This window comes from Bradyrhizobium sp. 17 (assembly GCF_023073515.1).
In the GTDB taxonomy this organism is placed as follows: domain Bacteria; phylum Pseudomonadota; class Alphaproteobacteria; order Rhizobiales; family Xanthobacteraceae; genus Bradyrhizobium; species Bradyrhizobium canariense_D.
This window is the reverse complement of record NZ_JADPJQ010000008.1, coordinates 1-22164: the sequence shown is the minus strand read 5'-3', so window position 1 is coordinate 22164 and position 22164 is coordinate 1. Positions and strand designations below refer to the sequence as shown.

The following is a 22164-nucleotide window of genomic DNA, read 5'->3' as shown; positions in this document are numbered from 1 at the left end:
GCAGTTGCGTATCCTGCGCAGCCGGCTGGGCCGGATCATCCGCGACATCCGTCGCAAGATCGAGGGCCAGTCAGCCCTCGAGGAGGCATTCGCCCTTCCGCTTGGCCGAGCCAGCCAGATCCGCTCCCAGCAGCAGCGCCAACGCGGCTGGAAGCTCTATTCCTTTCATGCCCCGGAGGTGGAGTGCATCGGCAAAGGCAAGGCCTCAGCACCTTACGAGTTCGGCGTGAAGGCCTCCATCGTCACCAACAATCGCCGAGCTCCCGGCGGCCTGTTCGTACTGCACGCCAGGTCGCTGCCCGATAATCCCTATGACGGTCATACCCTGCGGGACGTCATCGACCGCACCGAGGCGCTCACCGGCTGTCCGATCGAGCGGGCCTATGTCGACAAGGGATATCGCGGCCACGACACGCAAAATCCCCGTCGCGTCTTCATTTCGGGCCAGAAGCGCGGCGTGTTCGGCGCCATCAAGCGCGAGCTCCGGCGCCGCTCCGCCATCGAGCCCATCATCGGACATCTGAAGGCCGAAGGTCACCTTGGCCGCTGCTATCTCAAAGGCCGTGCCGGCGATGCGGCCAACGTCATCCTCTCAGCCGTCGGCCACAACTTCCGCCGCATCCTCGCCTGGCTCAGAGAACTCTTGTGCCTGTTCCTGATCCAGCTCTGGCGCACGCCCGCCTGTCCGGCCCCGCTCAATTCGGCTTCTTAACGGACGACTAGACACGGGGTTCTTAGAGGTATTGAGACAGCCTATCCAGAATGACGTGCGATCCTCTGGGATGGGAGGTTTCGCGACAGCCTAGGCGAGTTGAATCCTTCTTATCCTGCAGTATTCTAGGCCGATTAGATCCGGCCAACGAACTTCTTGGTTCCTCTGATGGCGTTCAAGAACGGGTTTGTTAAACGCCGTCTCAACAGTTTCTGTCTTGCATACTGTTGGTATTCGAGCAGAAATTCTTGAGTGCTGAAGGGCGTCTTTCGGCACTGCTGCGATAAAAACACCTTATCTGAGGGCAGATGAATTATGTTCGATGCGGCTGCGACGGTAAATCGAACTTGAACAGAATTCGTGCGTGCGGTCCACCACCGGCCGATCAACTTGGTTTCCGCGATGTCAATCAGCTTCATGCCCTCAGCCTGAAGTAGGCCGAGAGCCGCGGTAACGACCATCTCATCTCCAACGTGGTGAACGTCTGGTATGTGCTTCAAATAGTTCGGCCATATCTCGTCGACTTTGTCCGCGAGCCTGTTGAAGGCCGATGGGCAGCCCAGGATGAATTCGCCTCCATACCAGCTAACAGGGTTAGTCGTTTTGCCGCCTACCAACCGGATGTCGCTCGCGAGCTTCTCGGATGATCGATCTTGGCTCAGTTGACTTACTATATTGTACACGAATAACTGCTCGTCCGATGGGCGCTCAATTTGTAGCGGCCGAAGCAATACGGTGTCGCCGTCGAGCAGACAGATCGGATCGGGGTTTTTGTTCGCGCCAAAGAAGCGGAACAAATCAAGTTTAAAGTGAGCCGAATAGAAGGGGATACCTTGAGGGACACTTCTGCTAAATGAAAACTCGTGTACCTCAAACACATCAGGCAGACCTAGAAATTTGATCCGTTGCGTAACGAAGGCTTTGTCGTTTGTGAGCACCGCGAGTGTCGACTGGGACGCCCTCAGCGATAGGGCTAGAGTTGAGGCGCATTCAATATAAATGTCGATTGGATCGCGATGGCGAGTTGTCAGATTTGCATGCTTGCCGACGATGCGTTCTACGAACAACAATGAAAAATACCGGATCGTGCGGCACGCAGACATTTTTCTATCGCCTCTCTCGTCGAACTTTTGGAAGTAGATGCTGATGTTGCTTGCGTTTTTTAACCGCTACGCTCTTTCATTAAAGATTGTAAGGCAGCCGTTAATGATACTTTTGGCAGCCGCGTCGGGGGTGAAGGGCGCAATCTGGGCGAAACACGCTCGTGCGGTACCTGGGATATCGGAAAATGTCTTCGGCGCGTGTCCCATCTTTTCTGAAAGCTGGTTCACGTCTCCCCACTCGAACGAGAAGCCGGTTCTGCCTTCATTCACGAGTTCGGGAACGCAGCCGCAACGATAGCTCACGATGACGGGACAGCCGTGGCTCAACGCTTCGTTTACCACCAATCCCCAAGGCTCGCTGTAGCTTGGTAGAACGAGGCAACTCGCCTTGGAATACTCTTCGAAGAGCTCGGAGTCGAATTTCGGTCCGGCGAAAATCACGTCCTTCTCAAGACCGAGTTGGGTGGCAAGATCGCGAAGTTCCTGCTCGGACGATCCCTTACCCACCAGCACGAGCTGTGCTCCGGAGCCTGATGCCACGACTTGCTTGAAGGCGACTAGCAGGTGATCGAGAGATTTTTCTGGAGATAGACGGCCGACGTACAGATATCGGGGAGGGGCATTCCGAGGAGCTTTTTCGACCCGTTGTTCGAGGGCCTTTGCTGCGGAGTAATCCTTCGGCAGGGCTGCTGCCTGACACCGGACAAAGCTCTTGCTACTCGGTACACCATAGCAACCTACGTACTCCACGGCGCGTACGCCATAGCAGAAGATGCCGTCGGCCCAGTTGAAAATGATGCGTTTCGCGATCCCCTTCCAGAAAGTTTGGGGTTGGTCGTAGAGCGTGGAATCGCAGAAAAGCGCAAATGGCCGTCGCTTCAGGCTCAGAATGAGAGCCTGGAGCCACACGACTGGTCTTTCGTACCCGGAAAGGATCACGATGTCCGCAGGATCCCTCCACGTCAACAGTGCCGCCTTCCACAACAGTTTGAGCGAAGGTATGCCGGAGGATGCCCCCTTGAAAAGGAGTGTGAACGGATAGTCGTGCCAGCTTTGATCGATTGGAGAAAGGCCAGCACGGTTCGCGTCTGTTTCCGCAATCTGATAGAAATTGATTGGGATGTTCTCAGCTTGGGCCCGGCGATAGATCGAAGAGAACACGACCGCCTTGTACCGAGACCACATGATATTGTGCCAAATCGCAATCTTCATGAAATGAAAGCTCTGCAGTTATGAAAATGGAAGAAGCGCCGAGACCGCCCGTCGCGCCTTTGCCTTCTCCGCAATATGAATATCAGTCATGTCGCGAGCTATGGAAGCGCGGGATGCCATTGTTTCCCGGCTCGCCTCAAGATTGCGCAGCCATGCGACTGCAGCGGGCACGAACGGCTCTTGTTGCGGTATAATCAGGCCATGCTTCCCGACCTGAGAGGCAATGCAGCCCCTCTCATATGCGATGATGGCGTTGCCCGCGGCCAAGGCCTCGTACAGCACCGTGGGCTGGGCTTCATTGGCGTAGATGGTCGGAAACACGAACACGTCGATCGACTCGTAGTACTTGATCTTGTCGGCACCATAGAGAGGGCCGGCATAGCTTAGCCGACCGTCGAGCTCTTCTTTGGCCACATCGAGAGCGCTCCGGTCGTCTTGCTCGCGCAGCGGTCCAGCAAGCGTTCCCTGGACGTTTAAGCCGTGATCGCGTGTCGCTCGTAACAGATCGAGGAACAGATAAAGGCCTTTTTCGCGATTAAGGTTGCTCAGTAGTCCGATCTTAAGCGGCTGGCCCGGCGAACGGAGAGGCTGATCGCCTTGTGGCGGAGGCGGCACGAACGCAGCATTCGAAATGACGATAGAGCGCTTTGGCTTCCAATAGGCCTCGCCGAATTCCTCAAGCATCCGTTCGCAGAGAAAGATGTGAGCGACCTTTGGCCCAGCGACCCGGAGTGCGACGGCCATGATCCGGCGCCGCTCATTGATGTATCCGAAATTGTGGTGATGCAGGTAGGTCGGATAGCCGAGCAAGCGCGCCAAGGCCAATAGATAGATGGTATAGACCAGCCCGAAATCGCTTTGACATGGCATATAGCAGGCGCGATTGCCCCGCCATGCGTTCAACATCAGATGGATGGACGCAAGCAGCACGGTGGCCGTTCTCGACAGATGATACGCGAGACTTCGCTTGGCGACTTTCGGCGAAATATTCAGAAGTTTGACCTCGTGATCTTCGGCGAGGAGTTTCACGTACTCTGACGTGATGTAGGCAAGTCCGTCGGTCGGCGGCGGCACCTGACCGATCGCCACAATGAAACGTCGATTGATCTGCATCCCAGTTCGGCCGAGCTCGGTCGCCATATTTAATAGGCGGAGGTGCCAAGTACGCCGAAGGCAGTTCGGACGACGATCACGATGTCCAGCGCTACGCTCCAGTTATTGATGTACCACAGGTCATGCTCCACGCGCTTCTGCATCATCTCGAGCGCGCGGGTTTCTCCACGGTAACCATTAACCTGGGCCCAGCCGGTGATGCCGGGCTTGACGTGGTGGCGGAAGGCGTAGTTGCCGATGATCTGCTCATATTCGGTGTTGTGGGCGGCCGCGTGCGGGCGGGGGCCGACCAGCGACATGTCGCCCTTGAGCACGTTGAAGAGCTGCGGCAGCTCGTCGATCGAGGTCTTGCGCAGCCATTTGCCGATGGCGGTCACGCGCGGGTCGTTCTTCTGCGCCTGCACGATCTTCGGGCCGTCCTCGAGCACGCGCATGGTACGGAATTTGTAGATCTTGAAGGCGCGGCCGTTGAAGCCGTTGCGGGTCTGGCGGAAGAACACCGGCCCCTTCGAGGTCGCCTTGATCAGCACGGCGGTCACCAGCATCACGGGGGCGAACACGATCAGCGCCAGGGCCGTGCCGGCAAGGTCGAGCGTGCGCTTGAGCGCGCGTTCCTTCCGGGATAGCGGGGCGCGGCGCAGCTCCGCGGTAAAGGTGTTGCCGGTCCATTGGAGCGGATAGCGCAGGAAGCGCGCGGCGTGGGCATCGGGCACCAGATGCACGGGAACGGGCAGGATCTTCAGCGCGTCCAGGATGCTGTCGATCGCGTGCTGCTGGCTCCAGTTCATCAGCAGGAAGATGTGCTCGACCCGGTTCTCGCGCGCATAGGCGATCAGCTCGTCAAAGCGCGGCGCGATCGCCGACAGCAGCAGCGGCGAGGCCAAATCGGCGGAGCGGATCTCCATGATCCGCATCAGGCGATAGCCGTGCTGGGCGAGGTCCATCATGGTGCTGGAGGCCGCCGGAAGGCCGAATTCGGCGATCATGACCGCGCGGCTGTTGGCGAACGCGCCGGTGGCAAGCGCCCTGGCGGTCCAGCGCCCGGCCGCGACCTTCCAGGCCAGCAGCACGGCAAGCCCAACCAGGTAGAACGAGATCGTGGTGCCGCGGGAGAACTCCTCGCTGATCTTCATGGTGAAGGCGATCGCCAGCAGCGCGCCGAACAGCCCGGTCCACGTCGTCACCGCAATGCGGAACGCGCGCGACAGGTTGGTGATGTTCTTCAGCCGATAGCCCCGCTGGACAGTGGTCAGCAGGATGAAATTTATTGCAACCAGAACGCTCGCCGCGGCGTAGACATCCGCCTTGCCGAGCGCTGATTGGGTGTAGAGATGGTAGACGACCGCGCAGCCGATGCCGCTCAGCACCACCAGCAGGCCGTCGATGACCATCACCAGCCGTTCCACAACCAGTGGGAGAAGAAAGCTCCACGCCAAACCTTGAGGTGCCGGCGAAACTGGCTCCACCACGCGAATTTCCGCAGCCGAATCAGGGACGGAAGCAGGTCGAGGCGATAAAGGCGTCATCGCGCTAATGCTCACTTAGGATCAAATCACTATCCGAATACACCGTGCTATCGGGCAGAATCGCAATTAAAACAAGGCGGAGGAAAAAGTAACCTTACCCCGAATGGATTGATTGTAGCGCATTTGCCCTCACCCGATATGCCAAAGTTCACAGTTCGTTAGGATGCCTTCAGTGCCTCAGACCCGATCCCGGCGGCGATCCAGGCGACGCTCCAGCCGGTATGTGGCGATCGGTCTTACGACCGTTGCCCTCCTGGGCTTGGCCATGATCGCACTGCGCCCCGATTCGCTGCCTTCGCGGCCGGCATCGAACCCCGCGGCTGCGGCAAGTCTGCTCCTCGACGGACCCTACGCGGCGCGCTTTGCCGGCGAATTGATCGCGCTCAAGCAGGGCTTTTTCACTTCCCAGATCGCCTTGCGCCCGCACCCTGACGACCCGAACTTCGTTGAAACGATCGCACGCGAGCATGCCATTGGCGTGACAAGCGGCCAAAAATTTCTGCTGGCCGCTTGGCGCGGCGTTCCCGTAACGGCGTTCGCCGCAAGCTTCCTCGACACATCGATTGCGATTTTTACCCTGGAAACCTCTGGGTTGCGTCGTCCGCCCGACCTCGTCGGCAAACGCGTCGGCTACCGCAAGGCGAGCGAAGGAGACGTAATCTTCGATGCGATGATGGCGCAGTTGGGCCTGCCGCGCAGCCAGGTAACGAAAGTGGCCGATCGCGACAGCTTCGATGCGCTCCGTGGCGGTGAGGTCGACGCCATCATCGCCACGCTCGATGACCAGCCAAGGCCGTCCGGAGCGGGTTACGTCCGGCTGAACGTGATCAAACCGCAGGACTACGGCATTCATGTCCCGGGGCTGGTCTATTTCGCCAGCAATGACCTCATTCATGACCGTCCATCCGTTATCACCGACGTGCTCCAAGGCCTTATCCGTGGCTGGCAGTTCGTCTATAGCGATTATGCACGGAGCGTGCCTGTTCTCGCCGGCCTTGCCCCCGAAAGGCTTGGCCCGGACCGCCTGAAAGCCGAGTTACAGCAGCAGCGGAGCCTCATCTTGCCGACCGGCGGCCGCATCGCCGACTACGACGAAAGCCGCTGGAGGACGCTTCGGGACATCCTGATGTTCGCGAAGCTGGGTGAGGAGGAGGTGCCGCTCGCCCAGGTGGTCAACTATCAGTTTGTCCGGGACGTTTATCGTCGCTCGCCCGATCTTGGCGCGCCCGGCGCCTGGAGCGGAGACAACTAGGGCCGAGAAGCCACAGTTCTGCGCCATGTCGCTCCGAGCCTAAATTCGGTGCGTCGGATCGGTTGCGTTCCTCCCCTGCGCCTTGGTAGTCTGTTTCGGCTATTTCACAGCGATTTCTGGGGTGATTGACGAATCACAGCACTTCCGAAGCAGTTCTCGCAGGGCTGAGTGGCTTCGCTGATGAGTTCGTTGGGGCAAAGGAGCTTACACATGTTCAAGATGTTTGCGCGGGTCGGTCTTCTGACGTTGGCCACTTCCCTGTGTGCAGCGACCGCCGCAAGCGCCGGCATGCAGATGCCTGCAAGCGCGGCTTTGCTCACGGGCGCCCCCCAGGTAACGCCGATCACCTTTTGGGCACAACCTTATCCATACCGTTATGTGCCGTCGCGCCACTGTCCGCTCGTCCGGGTGGAGACCCCGTACGGCTGGTATTTGGATCGCGTCTGCGCGCCCGAGGGTCCGATCCTCCGACGTGCGTACTGATCCGCTAGACTAAATGATGTTTTATCGAACAAGCAGCCGTGCGGCTCGCGCGGCTGCTCTGTCTATTTTATCACCAATGGCCTGCTTTGGGTTTGTGCGCCCTGCTGCAGTTCACCATTAATATGTTCGCCCTCTTAGGCGGGCTGCTCGATGGTGAAGATTGTGTTAGCGAGTAAGAACGCGCACGAATCTTGCTTGACCATCAGCGCGCCGCGTGAATGGGCTGTACTGCCGGTTTTTCCGCATAGGGATCACCGAAGAGGGAATGTATGACAGGGGCTTCTACCTACGATCTTTCGGGCAAGCGGGTCTTCGTCGCGGGTCATCGCGGCATGGTCGGTTCAGCCGTCGTGCGGCGTCTCATTTCCGAAAATTGCGCGGTGCTTGTTGCCGATCGCCGCGAGCTGGATCTGACGAAGGAAGAGCCGACGCTGCGATGGCTGGAATCCAACCGTCCGGATGCGGTGGTGCACGCTGCTGCAAAAGTCGGAGGCATTGCAGCAAACAGCAGCTTTCCTGTCGACTTTCTCTGCGAAAATCTGGCGATCGAACTCAATGTGATCCGCGCAAGTCACGCCATCGGCGTTCAGCGCCTGTTGTTTCTGGGCTCGTCTTGCATCTATCCCAAGCATGCCAAGCAGCCGATTGCGGAGAGTGAATTATTGACTGGGCCGCTTGAGCCGACAAACGAATGGTATGCCATCGCGAAGATCGCGGGTCTCAAGATGTGCCAGGCCTATCGTCGCCAATATGGGGACGATTACATTTCGGCGATGCCCACCAACTTGTACGGCCGTGGCGATAACTACCACCCCGATCACAGTCACGTACCGGCCGCGCTGATCCGCCGCTTCCACGAAGCAAAGCTCGCGCAAGCACCGACCGTGAGTGTCTGGGGCACGGGCACGCCGCTTCGTGAGTTTCTCAACGTCGAAGATTTCGCCGATGCGTGTATCTTCCTTCTGAAGAACTATTCAAGCGAGCTGCCGATCAATGTCGGTAGCGGCGATGAATTGTCGATCGGAGATTTCGCGGCAACCGTTGCAGACGTCGTTGGCTATCGGGGTAACCTGGTCTTCGACACGTCCAAGCCCGATGGGACGCCGCGCAAGCTGCTCGATAGCTCGCGGGTGCGAGCCCTTGGTTGGCACCCGAACATTCCTCTGCGCGCCGGTCTCGCCGCTGCGTATCAGGATTTTCTAAAGGGCTACGGCCGTCATCTGGAGGTTAGCGCCACCAGCTAAGCTCGACTATTCTGCCTACAATAATTTAACCCCCTGAAATCTTACTTGGATTGCGCCTTTATGCGTGTTCTTTTGGTCGGCATCAATTATGCCCCCGATCTGATCGGAGTGGCGAAATACAATAGCGAGCTCTGCGAAAGCCTCGTCGCCGAAGGTCACGACGTCAGAGTGATCACAGCACCGCCTTATTATCCCGCTTGGAAGATTCCTCCACGCTTCACTAGTTGTTACTTCAGAACGAGGCATATCGATGGCGTTCGGGTCACGCGTACGCCGATCTATGTCCCTGGACATCCGTCGGGAGCGAAGCGGCTCATCCATCATGCCTCGTTCGCACTCTCGAGCGCAGTGCCGGTCCTTGTTAATGCGTTATCCTGGCGACCAGACGTCATGATCGCGGTTGCCCCCTCACTGATGTCGGCTGCCTTCGTCTCGCTCGTTGCTCGTCGCGTCGGTGCCAAATCATGGCTTCACATTCAGGACTTCGAGGTGGATGCTGCATTCGATCTTGGTCTGCTGCGCAACGATACCTTGCGCAAATGGATGCTTAGGACGGAAGCGGCGAGCCTCAAATCGTTCGATCATGTCTCAACGATCTCTCAGTCGATGGTGGATCGCCTGATTCTGAAGGGGGTGGGCGTCGATAAAGCGGTTGAGGTCAGAAATTGGATCGATACCCGCGCGATCCGCCCTGCTTCGCGGATGACGAGATATCGCGAGCAGCTGAAGCTTGCTGAGAGCGACATCGTGGCGCTCTACTCCGGAACGATGTCGAACAAGCAAGGGCTTGAATTCGTGATCGAAGCCGCGATCGACCTGGAGCAAAGCCATCCACATATTCGCTTCATCCTCGCCGGCGCGGGCCCAGATAAGACAAGGCTCGAGCAAATGGCCGTCGGGCACGCCAACATCCATTTTCTCGGGCTTCAGCCCAACGAGAGCTTCAACGAGTTGATGGCAACTGCCGATTTTCATCTGATTCCGCAGAAGGCCGAGGCGGCCGATCTGGTCTTGCCCTCGAAACTTGGCGCGATCTTCGCATCCGCGCGGCCGGTCATCGCGATGGCCGAAGAAGGTACGGGGCTGGCGGCGGAAGTGACCGGCGCCGGTCTCTTGATTCCGCCGGGAGATTCGTCCGCTCTTCAACTCGCAATTTGCGAGCTCAGTGAGGCGCCCGCACTCCGCCGGCATTACGGCGAGGAAGGACGAAAGCGCGCGCTCGATCGCTGGGACCGACAGACAATTGTTCGTCGGTGGTCGGAAGTCATGGCGGGCGTGCGCAAGCCAACGGGACAGAAGGGGGGCGGACCGATAAGTGCTAACGACAACATTGGACTTCCAGTGGAGGATGCGGTTCGCTTGCCCTGAGCCATTTGACCCCCAGCTGCGGCTCGATGATGTCGGCTGACGAACAAAAGCAGCCAAAGGTGAGGCGCCGGGACGAACGCTTACCTCCTGCCCGCTCGGTCTGACGGCTGATCTAACTCGAGATCACTCGTGACGCGGAAAGTATCGGAATCCGTGCTGCTTGATCAGTTCGTCCCGCTTTGCCGATTCGAGATCTTCCTTCATCATTTCCTGAACCAGAGACTCGAAGGAGGTCGTTGGCTCCCATCCGAGTTTCTGCTTCGCTTTCGCGGGATCTCCCAAGAGAGTCGCGACCTCAGTGGGCCGGAAGTAGCGGGGATCGACCGAGACGATGCATTTGCCGGTAGAGGCGTCATAGCCCTTCTCGTCGACACCGCTGCCTTCCCAGCGGATCCGTATTCCGACTTCGCTGGCCGCAATATTGACGAAGTCTCTCACGGAATGCTGCACGCCGGTGGCGATGACGAAATCCTCCGGCTTCTCCTGTTGCAGCATCAACCACTGCATCTGGACGTAGTCACGGGCATGGCCCCAGTCGCGCAGCGCGTCGAGATTGCCCAAGTACAGACGTTCCTGCAGACCCAAATGGATTCGCGCGAGTGCTCTCGTGATCTTTCGCGTGACGAAGGTCTCACCGCGAACGGGAGACTCATGATTGAACAGAATGCCGTTGCAGGCATACATGCCGTAGGCTTCGCGATAGTTCACCGTGATCCAATAGGCGTAGAGCTTGGCGACCGCATAAGGGGAGCGCGGGTAAAAAGGAGTGGTCTCCTTCTGCGGAATTTCCTGAACCAGTCCGTATAGTTCGGAAGTCGATGCCTGGTAAAAGCGGGCCGTCTTCACAAGCCCCACGATGCGCATGGCTTCGAGAATCCGCAACGTCCCCAGCCCATCGGAATTCGCAGTGTATTCGGGTTCCTCAAACGACACCGCCACATGGCTCTGCGCAGCCAGATTGTAAATTTCGTTAGGCTGCACCTGCGCAACGATCCGGATGAGGCTGGAGGAGTCCGTCAGATCGCCGTAGTGCAGCCGGAACGGCGGATCGGGCTCGTGCGGATCAAGGTAAAGGTGGTCAATGCGGTCGGTGTTGAAGAGCGAGGTCCGCCGCTTGATGCCATGGACTTCATAACCCTTCCCAAGTAGCAACTCCGCCAGGTAGGCGCCGTCCTGACCTGTAACACCGGTAATTAATGCGCGCTTTTTGGTCATGCAAATCTCACAGAAATTGGTGCGTGTTCTTACCCAAAAGCCTGTCCCGACGCTACCCGCGGCCGAGTATTTTCAAGCGGATTGTTGGCTATCATTAACGAGCCGAGCGCATCGCCGGCATTTCGCCGGCCAAGCGCAGAGCGCTGGCTGCCTGATTGGTAGCTGTTGGTTCGGAAGACGATAGGTTCGCGACGTGAGCCTCGCGCACGGCGCATGCGAGCTTCGTGCTCGATGCGCTGGAGCAGGCACTGCATGATCGGCGGCCGGTCCATCGCGGCGGGCTCGTGCATCATAGCGACCGCGGCCCAATACGTCTCCATCAAATACACCGAGCGCCTGGCTGAAGCAGGCGTAGAGCCTTCTGTCGGCAGCGTCGGAGATTCCTATGACAATGCTCTCGCCGAAACCATCAACGGCATCTACAGGCAGAGCTGATCGATCGGCGCGGGCCATGGCGCAGCTTCGAGGCCGTCGAGTTCGCGGCGCTAGAATGGGTCGACTGGTTCAACCGGCGGCTCTTGGAGCCCATCGGCAACATACCGCCGGCCGAAGCCGAGCAACTCTACTACGCCATGCTGGAACAATCCGCCAAGGCGGCATAACTTAAATCAAATGGCCTCCTGCAAACCCGGGGCGGCTCACTCGGGGCGAAAGACGCCCTCGGTTGCAGCGTCCGCTTGCAGCCAACAGCCAGTCAAAAAGAATAGGCCCGCAGCGGCTCGTTTGATTTTCATGCGCCGACCAAACGATCATCAGTTGGGATTGGATCGAGGGGACCACAAACAAACCGCCGCCACCGGCTGTCCACGTGGCGGCGGCGTCGAATTGGTCGTAGCTGCTAAGCAGCTTTGCCGCTTACCGGACGTACCAGTACCCCCACCAGCGCTGGGACACCGGTCGCGCTTCCGCCTTCATGGCCGCGACCTCTTCGATAGAGCGAAGTTGGGGCCATAGATTGGAGGCGGATAAACGTTGTGCCAGAATACATATCCGGTATTAACGTAACCCACCAGGTGATGAGCTGGCGCAACAGCCAATTCTGCGGCCGGCGCCGTGGTCGTCATTATGGTGACGCCGAGAGCACAGAGAGCAATGGATGCGGCAAGGTTGCGAACGTTCATAATCGTATCCCCTTCTAAAAAGCGGCGTGAAACAATGCGACAGTCCGGAAAAGTTGCAAGTGTAACTCGTGGCAATATTTCTAGCTCTTCATCCGTAGCCTCGGTGTGCTTCGTGCTCGCCAACCACAATTTGGGCGATGTCTTCATCTTCGGGCTCCCACGAGACCTGGCGTACCCAGGTAAGTGCGGTTTCAGAGTCCTGACGTTCCTGCGCCTCGGATTGCAGAAGGTATTTCCTTTGAAACAACTACCGGTTCGTGTGCGGGGCTTGCAGACCAAAGGTCATTGGCGATGGGAAGAGGCGAGACCTGCATGTCAGACCACCACGCTTTTTCATTGCCGTGTCGGTGCAGCTGTCGATGGTGCTTGCGGCACAGAGGCACCGTGAACTCATCGCTCACCTTGCGGCCGAGGGTTCTCGGTTGAGCAAACTTGACGTGATGGGCATCAGAAGGTGTTTGCTTGCAGACGAGACAGGGCTGTGCGCGGATGAACAGCAGATGCGCCTTGCTCCTTTTCCGCGGGGACTCTTTTGGGAAGGCCAGTCCGGCCTCTTTCTGCTCGAGTGATTCGCCGTTAGTGTCGCGAACTGGCAGACGATTCGCCACCATCCCCGCCGCCGCTACCTGCTTTCGCTGGAGCGCAGGTTCTTCCTCTTCAAGTTGGGCATCAAGAAGAGCTGCTTCCTCGAACCTCTTCTGGTAGGCGCCTTGTATGGATCGAGCATCCGCCTCAAGAAGTGTGTTCTTGATTGGAAGACTCGCTTTAGCCCAAGCGAGGAGATCATTGCTGCTTCGAATGGACGCGAGCTGGCCGAGCAGTTGCTCTCGCAGTTCAGCAGATCGCTGGGGCTGGAGGACGGGCGCGCGGTTGAGAACGCCTTTGAACGGTCTACCATTTGAGCCGGTGGATGCTGGTGGTTGGGCCGCTGCCGGAGGCGCCACGATCGCGTCTGGTGCATCCAGATCGTCCTCCCCGGCAATGCCGACCAGGGCAAAGAGGGCATAACGGCGAGCATATGTCAGGGCTGCTCCCATCCGATGCGGGGCTTCGACATCCTTCCCGGGGCAGACCGGTAAATCGGAGGAGATCCATTCACCCGATGAATGGGCGAGGAGGGTCGTCAGATGGATCTGCCCTGAACTCGCTTCGATCCGAGTAGTTTGGATCGTGGCAATCTCCTGCTGGCTCAGCGTCCTCCGCACGATGTCGAGGCCACTCGCAAGGGATGCGTAGCGGAACGTCCGGTCGTCCTCCCTGGGGAAAAGGCGAACGGATGGTTGCGGTGAGAGTTTTCTCGGGATTGGTCAGCTCGGCCTGGGCGCGGGCCAAGGCGCCCGCGATCGCGCCAATACGTTCACTGGACTGGTGCATGAGTGACCTCCGCCGAAAGAGCGTCAAAGCTGATGGCACCGGATTTCGAGCGCTTCGCTTTGATCCCGTGCCCGATCGCTTCCTTGGCGTCTTCAGGTACGAGCTTCTTCAGCTCTGCTTTGGCAAGTTCATGGTCGCCATGCGCGGCTCGGGTTCGCAGATAAGTCGCCGCAAGGTCAGCCCATGAGTTCGATGCGGCCATATCCACGACCTTGATGGCTTCAACGCGCGGGCGTGGCGTCTCGATCCCAAACAGGTGAGGCGGCTCGCCGGTCTGCACGCATCGCCAGAACTTCTTCTCGGCCGTCAATAAAAGGTGCTGGTAGAGCGGATCGGCATGGACCGTGATCTCGACCCACTTGCCTCCGCCTGTGATGATAGACAGCACAGCTGAGCGCGCGGCGATCACCCACATATTGTGTTGAAGCTGCGCCATGTGTTTGTCGGCGGCTGCTTCCTCGGAGAAATTCCAAGGCAGCATGAACTTGGCTTCGAACACGGCTCCGGTCTGCTCAACGCGGCCGTCAAGTGTCGCGCCCATCCACTTGTGGATGGGGTGCCGGACTTTGCGCTGCACGTCTTGGACCGTGTGGCCGCTATTGCGCTCGTACCAAGTTCGATTGAGGTCCTCGGTGATACTGCCGAGTTGGACAATCAGTTCTTGGCTGAGGTCTTGAGGCGCGATCTCGCCCCGCTTCTCGCGCCAGAGCCTGACGAGCTTGTCGTGATCGTCTCCCATGATGATCCGGGCGTCGGATCCGCCGATGAAAGTGCGGCGATCGGGCTGTACCTTTGCCGGGACTCGCGTATCCATTCCAATTACTCCTGCCGGTCAATTCTTGATCAAAATCGATCATATGGTATAAAATAACCCACATGGGCAATAATATCAATAGCGATGCGCCCCCCCTTTTAGGAGCCCAAATTCGCGCAGCGCGCGCGCTGCTCAGATGGAGTGCCGAAGATTTGGCGCAGGCGTCTGCGCTGGGGGCAAATACCGTTCGGAGAGCGGAAGTCACCGAGGGGGCAACTTCGCTAACTGCAGCCAATGACCGCGCTATCCGCAGGGCGTTAGAATACGCTGGAGTTGAATTTATCGACGAGAATGGCGGCGGTGCGGGAGTCCGGCTTCGCAAGCCGACGCGCTAATTTCCAAGCTCTAAGCCTGGTGCTTTCACTCATGCGTCACGGTTCGCCTTGGCCACAAACAGGGAGTGTGCAGGTGGGGCTGGAGAAATTCCCGATATCTGCGAGCGGGCCGGTCGCGTTCCTACGGCCGCGCAAAAAGCCGCCGCGTGCGGAATTACGGTTCATGCCTGATCGAATATTCCTTCGAAAGCTTCTTCAATTATTCGGTCGACTGCGCTTAGCGTAAACATGGGCTCGCCATTCTCGAATGTGAGCTCGTATGTGCGAAAGGCTTTCTGAGACGACTTTGTCGGCTTTGAAAATAGCTCAAAGAGCGGAGCGAACGCGCTGTCGGCAGCGTTCTCGGAAATAGCCGTACCGGGAGCGGGTTGTGACGGCAGATCAACCGGCTGACTATCGTCGGTCTTGGTGTTCACCGAACGATCCCTCTCTACATGTGCCTGTTGCGCTGCGCTGGCTCGAGACTCCCATCTCAACGCGCTTGTGGTCCTTATCGTGTCATCGCGCGAGTTGTCTAAGCTAGCCTCGGCGTCGCCTTCGTCTCCGCGTCATTTCGGGCCGGGCGTAGGCGTTTTCCCGTTGGCGGACTTATCGGCGAGGCCGTAGTCGGCAGGGTCAGAGCTGAGCTCGGTTATGCCCTTCGAGAGTTCGGTGCGGAGGAACACCTGGAAGTCGTTGTCGTAAGTCAAGATACTCTGGCGGATCGCCGCTCTCCAATGATCTCCACGATCCCAGGCTTCCATGAAGGCCAAAGCCAGATCGCCGTGCTGCCGGTTCGCGCACATGGCCTCGAGGATTGATCTTGCCTGAAGCCGATCCTTCGAGCTTTTTGCAGTTGCGTCGCGATCCTCCTTCCGGCGGGATCCAACAATGAGTTTGTGAATGGCGTAACGTTCTGGCGACGGGACCAGCACCGGCACGCCTGAGCCATGCAGCATGACAGCGCGGATGGGCTCGTAGATCAGGTAAGCCGTTCCGTCAGCGACGGTCAGCGCGCTGTGAGCCACCCGTGGCACGAGGCGCGCATCCATGCGCAGGTCCGTTACGCTGGGATCCTTCGGCTTTTTCTCCAACCTACGCAGGCTTACTTCACCGCCTTAGCATTCTTGACGCGAGAAACTTGTGTAGCGAGGACTTAGTGCCCTCCGGCAAGGGCAGAGGCGTATAGTTGATGCCGACCACAGCGACTAAGCTCCGCATGCCGTCGGCCCAGCCCAGCAGCTCGATCGTCGAGCGGGCATCGAGCCGCTTGTCGTGGGCCCACCCCTCCACGAGATCGGCCATTCCGGACAGCTCGTCGCCAGTTAGGTTGGCGAGATGGCAGACGGAAGGCGTTGAATAGTAGCGTTGTATGGCTTGGACTTCGGACGCACCGATCGGGCGTTTGATATCCCTCCGGGCTACTACCGAGCTTCGAATATCGTCTGGCAATCGGAGCTGTCGTCGTCGTCTCACAGCGCGAGACAGTCGACGTCCTTGACTGAGCAGGTCTTCCATCTGCTCAATAAAACTCTGCTGAACCTCACGGCGCGCGTAGGGAAAAGCCGCCACCAGGCACGCATACTGCCTGGCGCAGTCGAGGATCGGCTGCGCTCACGCACATCTTCAACGAGGAGCGTCTCGACAGGCAGCTGGCGCGCCAGGAACGCGAAGCGGAGCTGGCCACGAAGGCGGCCCAGGATGGCGACGCGTAAGCAAATCGCGGCAAATCGCCGTAACGCGGCACGCAGCACCGGGCCGCGCACGCAAGAAGGCAAGGCGCGTTCTCGGATGAATGCGCTTCGCCACGGGTTTGCGGCCAAGCGGCCGGGCCAAAATCAGACATGGGATCAGCAATCTTCGGCCTCGTTGGATGATATCTCGGTTCGGCTCGCTCATATCGACGACGAGCGCCTGAAATTGGCAACCTGCATCGAAGAGTTGACAGCGAGACAATCCGCTGAGCTCGTTTTTAGAAAGCTGAAGAGGCTAACCGCGTTGGACCGCTATCTGCAGCGCGCCCGGTCGAAGCTGACGAGTGCTGCGGAATGAAGGAGGAATTCCACTGCTTTCTGTATCGGATCAGTATGTTGGGCCGCTTTTTCTGAAGAATTGGGTTCGTTCTGCGCGAGGCGCGTGCCGTACCGATGCTGGCTCGGATAACGCAATGACCTACAATACACACCTTTCGAAGCGGCTCTTCCTCACCGCGACCATCAAGCCGGCAATTAGCTCACAAGTGCGAAGCGCTAGCTAAAGGGCACGCGGTCGGAGACGCAGATTGAGCCAATGAGTGTAGAATTCAGGATTGGGAAGTCATGTTAGGAGGCGCTGTTATCGAGACAATCTAAGAGCACGATGAAGGGTGAGCACCGAGCGCGACTAATGCTGATCCTGCTCGCTTCGCCAAAAGACGTTGCCCACGGCAGGCACGCTTCTCAATCTAGCTCGCCAAGAGTTGAGCGCAACGCGAGCCAGCATAATGCCAGAGGCAGCCCCGGCAACCTTGGTCATTGTATCTACCAGGCGACCGTGTCGGTCAGGCGTCAGGAGTTGCAGACCCTCAAGGAGGATGGCGCCGCCAACCGCGATTGTGACTGCATGGATCGACCGGTTTGGATAGGCCAGTGAGAATACCAAGCCCAACACTAGAAACGCTGCGAAATGTTCCAGATGAGGCGGCGCAACTTGGGGGCGGTCATGGACGGGACCAAGCGTCACGAACGCTATGGCCCCCAGCACTAGCCATCCCGCAATGAGATAAAATCTTGTCATGCTTCCTCAATAGCGGGAACGCCACGAGCCCGCAAGCCATAGGGCTGGCAAGCTGCAGCGACTCTCCGCAATCGATGATCAGGCAAAGGCGCTACTGCGCTCGGGCAAACGCAATCAGCTTTTCTTTTAGGCAGAAGGATCGAGAACCAGCCTGCAACTGTGTCTGCACATGGGGGGCGGACTGCCGCATGTGAAGGACGGTTAACACGTCTGATTGCCAGGTCTTGGTCTGCGTTCAGCGAGAGATGGTGGTTCCGCTTCAGAATTGGTGACGACGAGCTGCAAAAGATTGCAGCCGTTCAGCAAACGATCTCCGCCTTCGAAGATGGCAGACCTTACGCAGCGAGCGGCCTGATCGTCTTTGTCATCCCGAGAGAGCAGCTGGCTAAAGTTAACACTTCGATAACCATCTCTGCTTTAGGTTCCCTCCACGGAACCTCGTGTCTCATGCCGCTTGCGCGGCGGACAAAATGTTTAAGCACCTCGTCACAATTGCCATCTTCGCCGTCCTTCTCTCAGGCTGCGCAGGCGCGCCGCCGGCGAAACAGCCGTCCTTCGCCTGGGATGGATTAGGTCGTGATCCCAACCTGCATTCTGCAAAAAGGCTAGTGCGAAGCGCAGAACGACCGAGTGATCCTAATCGCGAACGCGACAGAGTCCTCGCGACGATCCGCCCTTAGCGACTTCACCAAGGAGCAGAGACGAACTCGGCCAGCCTGATCGAAGCAGCAGATGGCGCTTCGTTACAGCATAGTCCCCACAGTTGCCGGCGGAGGGGAATATCTGCCAGTCATTGTCATTCCGGCTTGCGGATAGACTCTCTGGCGCGATACCAGAATTGACCGTCGAGTTGATCAGGTTGAGCTCGCGCCAGCGCTGTCCTCGAGAGCGAAACTCCGTTATGCGGCGGTCTCGCTGTTCCTTACAGTCGTCGGGATACTGGGTACAAAACAGCATGAATGACAGCGGAGGTACGACCTCCTGCAGTTCAAAAGTGGAGTAAGCGGGCCGGCTGCAAACGCAACACGCCAGCACCAGCATGCGTGCAGCATGTCGGATCATCGCATCGGCCTCATGATGGGCTGGACGATCCTTATATATTGCGACGCAATAATGAAAACGCCACATCAAATGTGAGGCAGTAGATGCCTCAATCTGCGCCGTTAACCCAACTCAATCTGTCGGCGTGAGGTCCACTGGGCGGATCTGACGTCCCCGAAAAGCCGAGAGCGGACTTTGCTGAATCAGATCAACCAGACTTATTTGTCGCTGCCGCGGCTGGATGATGAACTCGTCACGCAAGCTGCCGCAGCATCAATCAGAATTTCTCATTTACAATTGCAACGTATGCAACGTGAAGGGTTATTGGTGATTTTGAACCATCCAATATGACGCGGAGACTCCTGGGATGGTATCCAGCACCAATCAGCGTTCCGGTTTTGCCGCACAACCGTGGCCCCGCTGAGGGCCTTACCTCGATGCGAGAGCCAATCGCAAATTGGCCTTCATTGTAAGTGGCGCTTCCATCGCTCGTGCCTGCACCAAATCGGTGCTTCCGGGTCCCGAAGAGCGTGGTTTGCCGCTTCATCATTAGGTCATGTCCAACAAAGATTCCTCGCCAGCGGCTTTTGCCCCAGCGGCCGCTATACGTTACCCAACAACCGTGCCCCCACGTTTCATGTAGGCTCGCGAGCCGCCGCGATGTGAGGCCACTCATTAGCAGGCGTACCGGGCGTCCAGCCTGCATCCCTTCTCAGCGAATTTGGCTTTGGCGGGTGGGTTTTGCTGGGCCAGCGCTGCCGATGATTAGAGCGGCGCGACGGTTGAAATCGCGAACAGAGTTAGGACTGCGAGCATGATCGATTTCATCGCAGATACCCCTTCTTGACCCGACCGAATTTGTCTGCCATTTTAAATACACCATATTTAAATATACTCATTTAAAAATAGCCTCTTCAAGAGGTATTTTCAGGCGTATTGCACCCATTCATCGGGATAAAAGATGATCGACGAGAAGCTTGTTCGTTTGCGCATTTATCGAAAGAACGTTGAGCGGTATTTGGGCCTGCTTCAAACTACGCTGACTGAGATTGAACGGCAGTATGTTGAGAGGCGCCTGACCGAAGAACAATCAGCCATGGAGCTGCTGTCTGCCTCGTCGTTTCAGATAGCCGTCGAGGCTAATGGTGCCAGACAAGCATGCAGCCGCCAGCCCGGCTTCAACGCCGCAGAAAAGAGCTAACAACGGTCAACCGAGATCCAATGCGCCACTGGTCCGCAAGTGGGATGCACAGAGATCACCGCGAGAGCGAATGCACCTACGGGCCGATATGCAGATCAATGCTGGCATGGCCTAAATTGGATCCAGATCTAAAGGCCGGCATTCTCAATCGTGGGAGAACGTATCGGCGACGCCCTCACGCCAATGCTCTGGACCTGCTGTTGCTGTCTGCCCGCTTGATCCGGGACTTAGGTCAAACTAACTCTTCGATGTATCTCGTAGCACAATTTGAACAGCTTTGCGGATTCGCTCACCTTGGCTAGGGTCGAGCGCTTCCTCCAAGTGATAAATGCGGCATAGCAGGGCCGTTGATACGCCTTACAATAAGGCTGTTATTGGAATGCCGGTTGCGCGCGTGCACTAGTTGACGGCGCACCTCGATGAGGTCCATGCGACGAAAAGTTCTCGGTTGCACCATGCGAGTTGGACTCTGGCGGTGTGTCCGGCTGGATGCGGGACTATTCAGATCAACTCGTCCCGCCGCCGTACACGTATTATCGCGCCACATAACGCGCGGGCGCATTGTTGCGCGTCGAACGATCAACAGACTTCAAACCAATACAGCTTTGCTTGCAAAAACGCTTTTCAGCTCGTCGATCGGGTGTTATTAACATTAAATGTGATTAATTAGCAAATTTATTCATGGGGGTCGCGGATTTGAATACCCCATTAAACCCAAAGCTTGATGTTGCTGCATCTGAGGCCGCGTGGGGGTCCTTTGGCCTCCTTGAGCCTGGCCCAACTGATTCACTCATCATTCCGGACGCACATCTCTTATTCTCGGGCGAATATGCACGCTCGGGCCCCGATCTCATCATTTCTGATCCCAACCATCGGGTCTCGATTCACAACTACTTTCTCGGTGAGAAGCGTTCGCCGCTCATTTCGGCAGACGGCGCGCAACTCGATGCGAGAGTCGTCGAAGCGCTGACGGGCTATCAAACCTTTGCTCAAGCCGGAGGAAATGCGGCGCCTGTAAAGGTCATCGGCCATGTCGCCACCATAACGGGAAGCGCCAGCATCGTTCGCAATGGCGTTACCATCGAAGCGAACAACGGGGACGTGGTCTATCAGAACGACGTTGTGCAGACTGGAAGTGGCTCTACCATGGGCCTGGTTCTAATCGACGGCTCAACGTTCAACCTAAGTGCAAACGCTCGCTTCATGTTGAATGAATTGGGGTATGAAGGGCAGAGTAGTGCGAGCGGTACCTTAGTCAGTCTGACGAGTGGCGCGAACCATTCGATGTTCACTCTCGTCCAAGGCGCGGCCAGCTTCGTCGCTGGCCAGGTCGCCAAAACGGGTGACATGCAGATCGCGACGCCAAGTGCCGTGATTGGAATTCGCGGTACCGCAGTTCTTCTTAACGTCGATGCGGTGGATGGGCAGGTCTCGATCTCGGTTGCCGATCAGCAAGATGGTCAGATTCATTCCGTGCAGGTCTTCAAATGCGTCCCAACTAACTTGCTTCAAGGCGTTTGTACCGCGGGGGATCCAATCGGGATAGTTACCAGCGACGGTCCATCGCTGACCATCACGCCAACTGCCAATTTCGAGGTGATCACCCAAGCCATCAGTAAGAGCCCAGGCCAGGTCGCGCAGGAATTCAGCGCTTTCCAGCAGGTGTTGACGACCTACGATATCGGCAAACAGATCGCCCCAGACACTCCGGCACCTAGCGACGGCAAGCGAGGAGATGCCGATACAAAGTCGCTGCAGAAGTTCGCTGGGAGTCCTCCACCATCACCTACCGAAGCCTCGACCACCGTCATTGCAGACGACGTGAAGGGCCAAGCGGGTGGCGGATCGATCACTCCGGTTTTTGTGACCCTGGCTTCCGTCACGGAAAGTTCTGCGTCCGCATCGAAACCGCTCGTCCCCGTTTTGGATACGCCGCAAGCTGTTGTCGCGACTTCGTTCGGACCTGTAATTATCAGCAGCGCAGGCGGTCCAATCAACCAAGGAAGTCAGACGATCAGCGGAACTGTTGATGCCGCTTTCGTTGGAAGCACGGTGACGCTGTATGACACTTACAACGGTGTCACCACGCAAATTGGAACGGTTACTGTCCGCTCTGGCGGCGTTTGGAGCATAGCAGTCACGCTGGCAGGTGACGGCGACCACAGCATCGTGGCTTTGGACCCTAACGCCAACGTTACTACGAGCGGATCCGTTGTTTTCACCCTCGACACGGCGGCGCCGACGGTTGCGATCACCAGCACCGGCGGACCGGTCAACCAGGCCAGCCAGACCATCA

21 protein-coding genes and 2 pseudogenes are annotated in these 22164 nt (G+C 57.8%); 10 read left to right on the top strand and 13 right to left on the bottom strand.

Going from position 1 to position 22164, the window contains the following annotated elements; translation table 11 throughout:
- Window positions 1-712, top strand: a pseudogene (locus tag IVB13_RS00975) (IS5/IS1182 family transposase); the annotation flags it as partial.
- 134 nt (window positions 713-846) lie between these two features.
- Here IVB13_RS00975 and IVB13_RS00970 read toward each other — a convergent pair.
- The 4 genes from IVB13_RS00970 to IVB13_RS00955 form a co-directional block, all read right to left on the bottom strand.
- Entirely contained in the window at window positions 847-1815 is a 969-nt protein-coding gene (locus IVB13_RS00970) for a hypothetical protein (RefSeq protein ID WP_247487368.1), read from the bottom strand.
- Between the two features lie 66 nt (window positions 1816-1881).
- Window positions 1882-3027 (bottom strand): glycosyltransferase, encoded by a 1146-nt coding sequence (locus IVB13_RS00965; protein ID WP_247487366.1) that lies wholly within the window; start codon window positions 3025-3027, stop codon window positions 1882-1884.
- Between the two features lie 18 nt (window positions 3028-3045).
- Window positions 3046-4140: a glycosyltransferase family 4 protein gene (locus tag IVB13_RS00960; protein WP_247487364.1), complete on the bottom strand. Its 1095-nt coding sequence runs from the start codon at window positions 4138-4140 to the stop codon at window positions 3046-3048.
- A gap of 29 nt (window positions 4141-4169) precedes the next feature.
- Complete coding sequence (locus IVB13_RS00955) at window positions 4170-5531, bottom strand: undecaprenyl-phosphate glucose phosphotransferase (protein ID WP_247487371.1); 1362 nt, start codon at window positions 5529-5531, stop codon at window positions 4170-4172.
- Window positions 5532-5931: 400 nt separating this feature from the next.
- On the opposite strand from IVB13_RS00955, the gene IVB13_RS00950 reads away from it, so the two are divergent.
- From IVB13_RS00950 to IVB13_RS00940, 3 genes are all read left to right on the top strand, one after another.
- Window positions 5932-6918 carry an ABC transporter substrate-binding protein gene (locus tag IVB13_RS00950; protein WP_247487362.1) on the top strand — a complete coding sequence of 329 codons (987 nt, stop codon included), beginning with the start codon at window positions 5932-5934 and terminating at the stop codon, window positions 6916-6918.
- Window positions 6919-7670: 752 nt separating this feature from the next.
- Window positions 7671-8645, top strand: coding sequence for a GDP-L-fucose synthase (locus IVB13_RS00945; protein ID WP_247487359.1), 975 nt, complete (start codon window positions 7671-7673; stop codon window positions 8643-8645).
- A gap of 60 nt (window positions 8646-8705) precedes the next feature.
- Complete coding sequence (locus IVB13_RS00940; protein WP_247487357.1) at window positions 8706-10013, top strand: WcaI family glycosyltransferase; 1308 nt, start codon at window positions 8706-8708, stop codon at window positions 10011-10013.
- Window positions 10014-10136: 123 nt separating this feature from the next.
- Here the strand turns inward: IVB13_RS00940 and gmd are convergent, their stop codons facing one another.
- Window positions 10137-11228: a GDP-mannose 4,6-dehydratase gene (gmd, locus tag IVB13_RS00935; protein ID WP_247487355.1), complete on the bottom strand. Its 1092-nt coding sequence runs from the start codon at window positions 11226-11228 to the stop codon at window positions 10137-10139.
- Window positions 11229-11428: 200 nt separating this feature from the next.
- On the opposite strand from gmd, the pseudogene IVB13_RS00930 reads away from it, so the two are divergent.
- A pseudogene (locus IVB13_RS00930) lies at window positions 11429-11830 on the top strand (DDE-type integrase/transposase/recombinase); the annotation flags it as partial.
- Between the two features lie 309 nt (window positions 11831-12139).
- Here the strand turns inward: IVB13_RS00930 and IVB13_RS00925 are convergent.
- The 3 genes from IVB13_RS00925 to IVB13_RS00915 form a co-directional block, all read right to left on the bottom strand.
- The gene (locus IVB13_RS00925; protein ID WP_247487353.1) at window positions 12140-12496 is read right to left on the bottom strand and encodes a hypothetical protein; all 357 of its coding nucleotides are present in this window, start codon (window positions 12494-12496) and stop codon (window positions 12140-12142) included.
- 44 nt (window positions 12497-12540) lie between these two features.
- Entirely contained in the window at window positions 12541-13554 is a 1014-nt protein-coding gene (locus tag IVB13_RS00920; RefSeq protein WP_247487350.1) for an ERF family protein, read from the bottom strand.
- A gap of 152 nt (window positions 13555-13706) precedes the next feature.
- Complete coding sequence (locus tag IVB13_RS00915) at window positions 13707-14537, bottom strand: YqaJ viral recombinase family protein (protein ID WP_247487349.1); 831 nt, start codon at window positions 14535-14537, stop codon at window positions 13707-13709.
- Between the two features lie 62 nt (window positions 14538-14599).
- Between IVB13_RS00915 and IVB13_RS00910 the strand changes: the two genes are divergently transcribed.
- Entirely contained in the window at window positions 14600-14872 is a 273-nt protein-coding gene (locus tag IVB13_RS00910) for a transcriptional regulator (protein WP_247487347.1), read from the top strand.
- A 161-nt stretch (window positions 14873-15033) separates the two neighbouring features.
- Here IVB13_RS00910 and IVB13_RS00905 read toward each other — a convergent pair whose 3' ends face one another.
- The 3 genes from IVB13_RS00905 to IVB13_RS00895 form a co-directional block, all read right to left on the bottom strand.
- Window positions 15034-15288, bottom strand: a complete 255-nt coding sequence (locus tag IVB13_RS00905; RefSeq protein ID WP_247487345.1) for a hypothetical protein — start codon at window positions 15286-15288, stop codon at window positions 15034-15036.
- Between the two features lie 132 nt (window positions 15289-15420).
- Complete coding sequence (locus IVB13_RS00900; protein WP_247487343.1) at window positions 15421-15903, bottom strand: GSU2403 family nucleotidyltransferase fold protein; 483 nt, start codon at window positions 15901-15903, stop codon at window positions 15421-15423.
- 58 nt (window positions 15904-15961) lie between these two features.
- Entirely contained in the window at window positions 15962-16156 is a 195-nt protein-coding gene (locus tag IVB13_RS00895) for a hypothetical protein (RefSeq protein ID WP_247487341.1), read from the bottom strand.
- A 396-nt stretch (window positions 16157-16552) separates the two neighbouring features.
- Here IVB13_RS00895 and IVB13_RS00890 point away from each other — a divergent pair, with 396 nt between their 5' ends.
- Window positions 16553-16903, top strand: a complete 351-nt coding sequence (locus IVB13_RS00890; protein WP_247487339.1) for a hypothetical protein — start codon at window positions 16553-16555, stop codon at window positions 16901-16903.
- A 330-nt stretch (window positions 16904-17233) separates the two neighbouring features.
- On the opposite strand, the gene IVB13_RS00885 is transcribed toward IVB13_RS00890, so the two are convergent.
- The gene (locus tag IVB13_RS00885; protein ID WP_247487337.1) at window positions 17234-17626 is read right to left on the bottom strand and encodes a VanZ family protein; all 393 of its coding nucleotides are present in this window, start codon (window positions 17624-17626) and stop codon (window positions 17234-17236) included.
- 636 nt (window positions 17627-18262) lie between these two features.
- The gene (locus tag IVB13_RS00880; RefSeq protein WP_247487369.1) at window positions 18263-18583 is read right to left on the bottom strand and encodes a transglutaminase-like cysteine peptidase; all 321 of its coding nucleotides are present in this window, start codon (window positions 18581-18583) and stop codon (window positions 18263-18265) included.
- A gap of 279 nt (window positions 18584-18862) precedes the next feature.
- Here IVB13_RS00880 and IVB13_RS00875 point away from each other — a divergent pair, with 279 nt between their 5' ends.
- From IVB13_RS00875 to IVB13_RS00865, 3 genes are all read left to right on the top strand, one after another.
- Window positions 18863-19018: a hypothetical protein gene (locus tag IVB13_RS00875; RefSeq protein ID WP_157642954.1), complete on the top strand. Its 156-nt coding sequence runs from the start codon at window positions 18863-18865 to the stop codon at window positions 19016-19018.
- Window positions 19019-19628: 610 nt separating this feature from the next.
- A complete protein-coding gene (locus IVB13_RS00870; RefSeq protein ID WP_018456086.1) occupies window positions 19629-19868 on the top strand; it encodes a hypothetical protein in 240 nt (79 codons plus the stop codon).
- Window positions 19869-20549: 681 nt separating this feature from the next.
- Window positions 20550-22164 (top strand): FecR family protein (locus IVB13_RS00865; RefSeq protein WP_247487335.1); only part of this gene is annotated, 1615 nt, incomplete at its 3' end.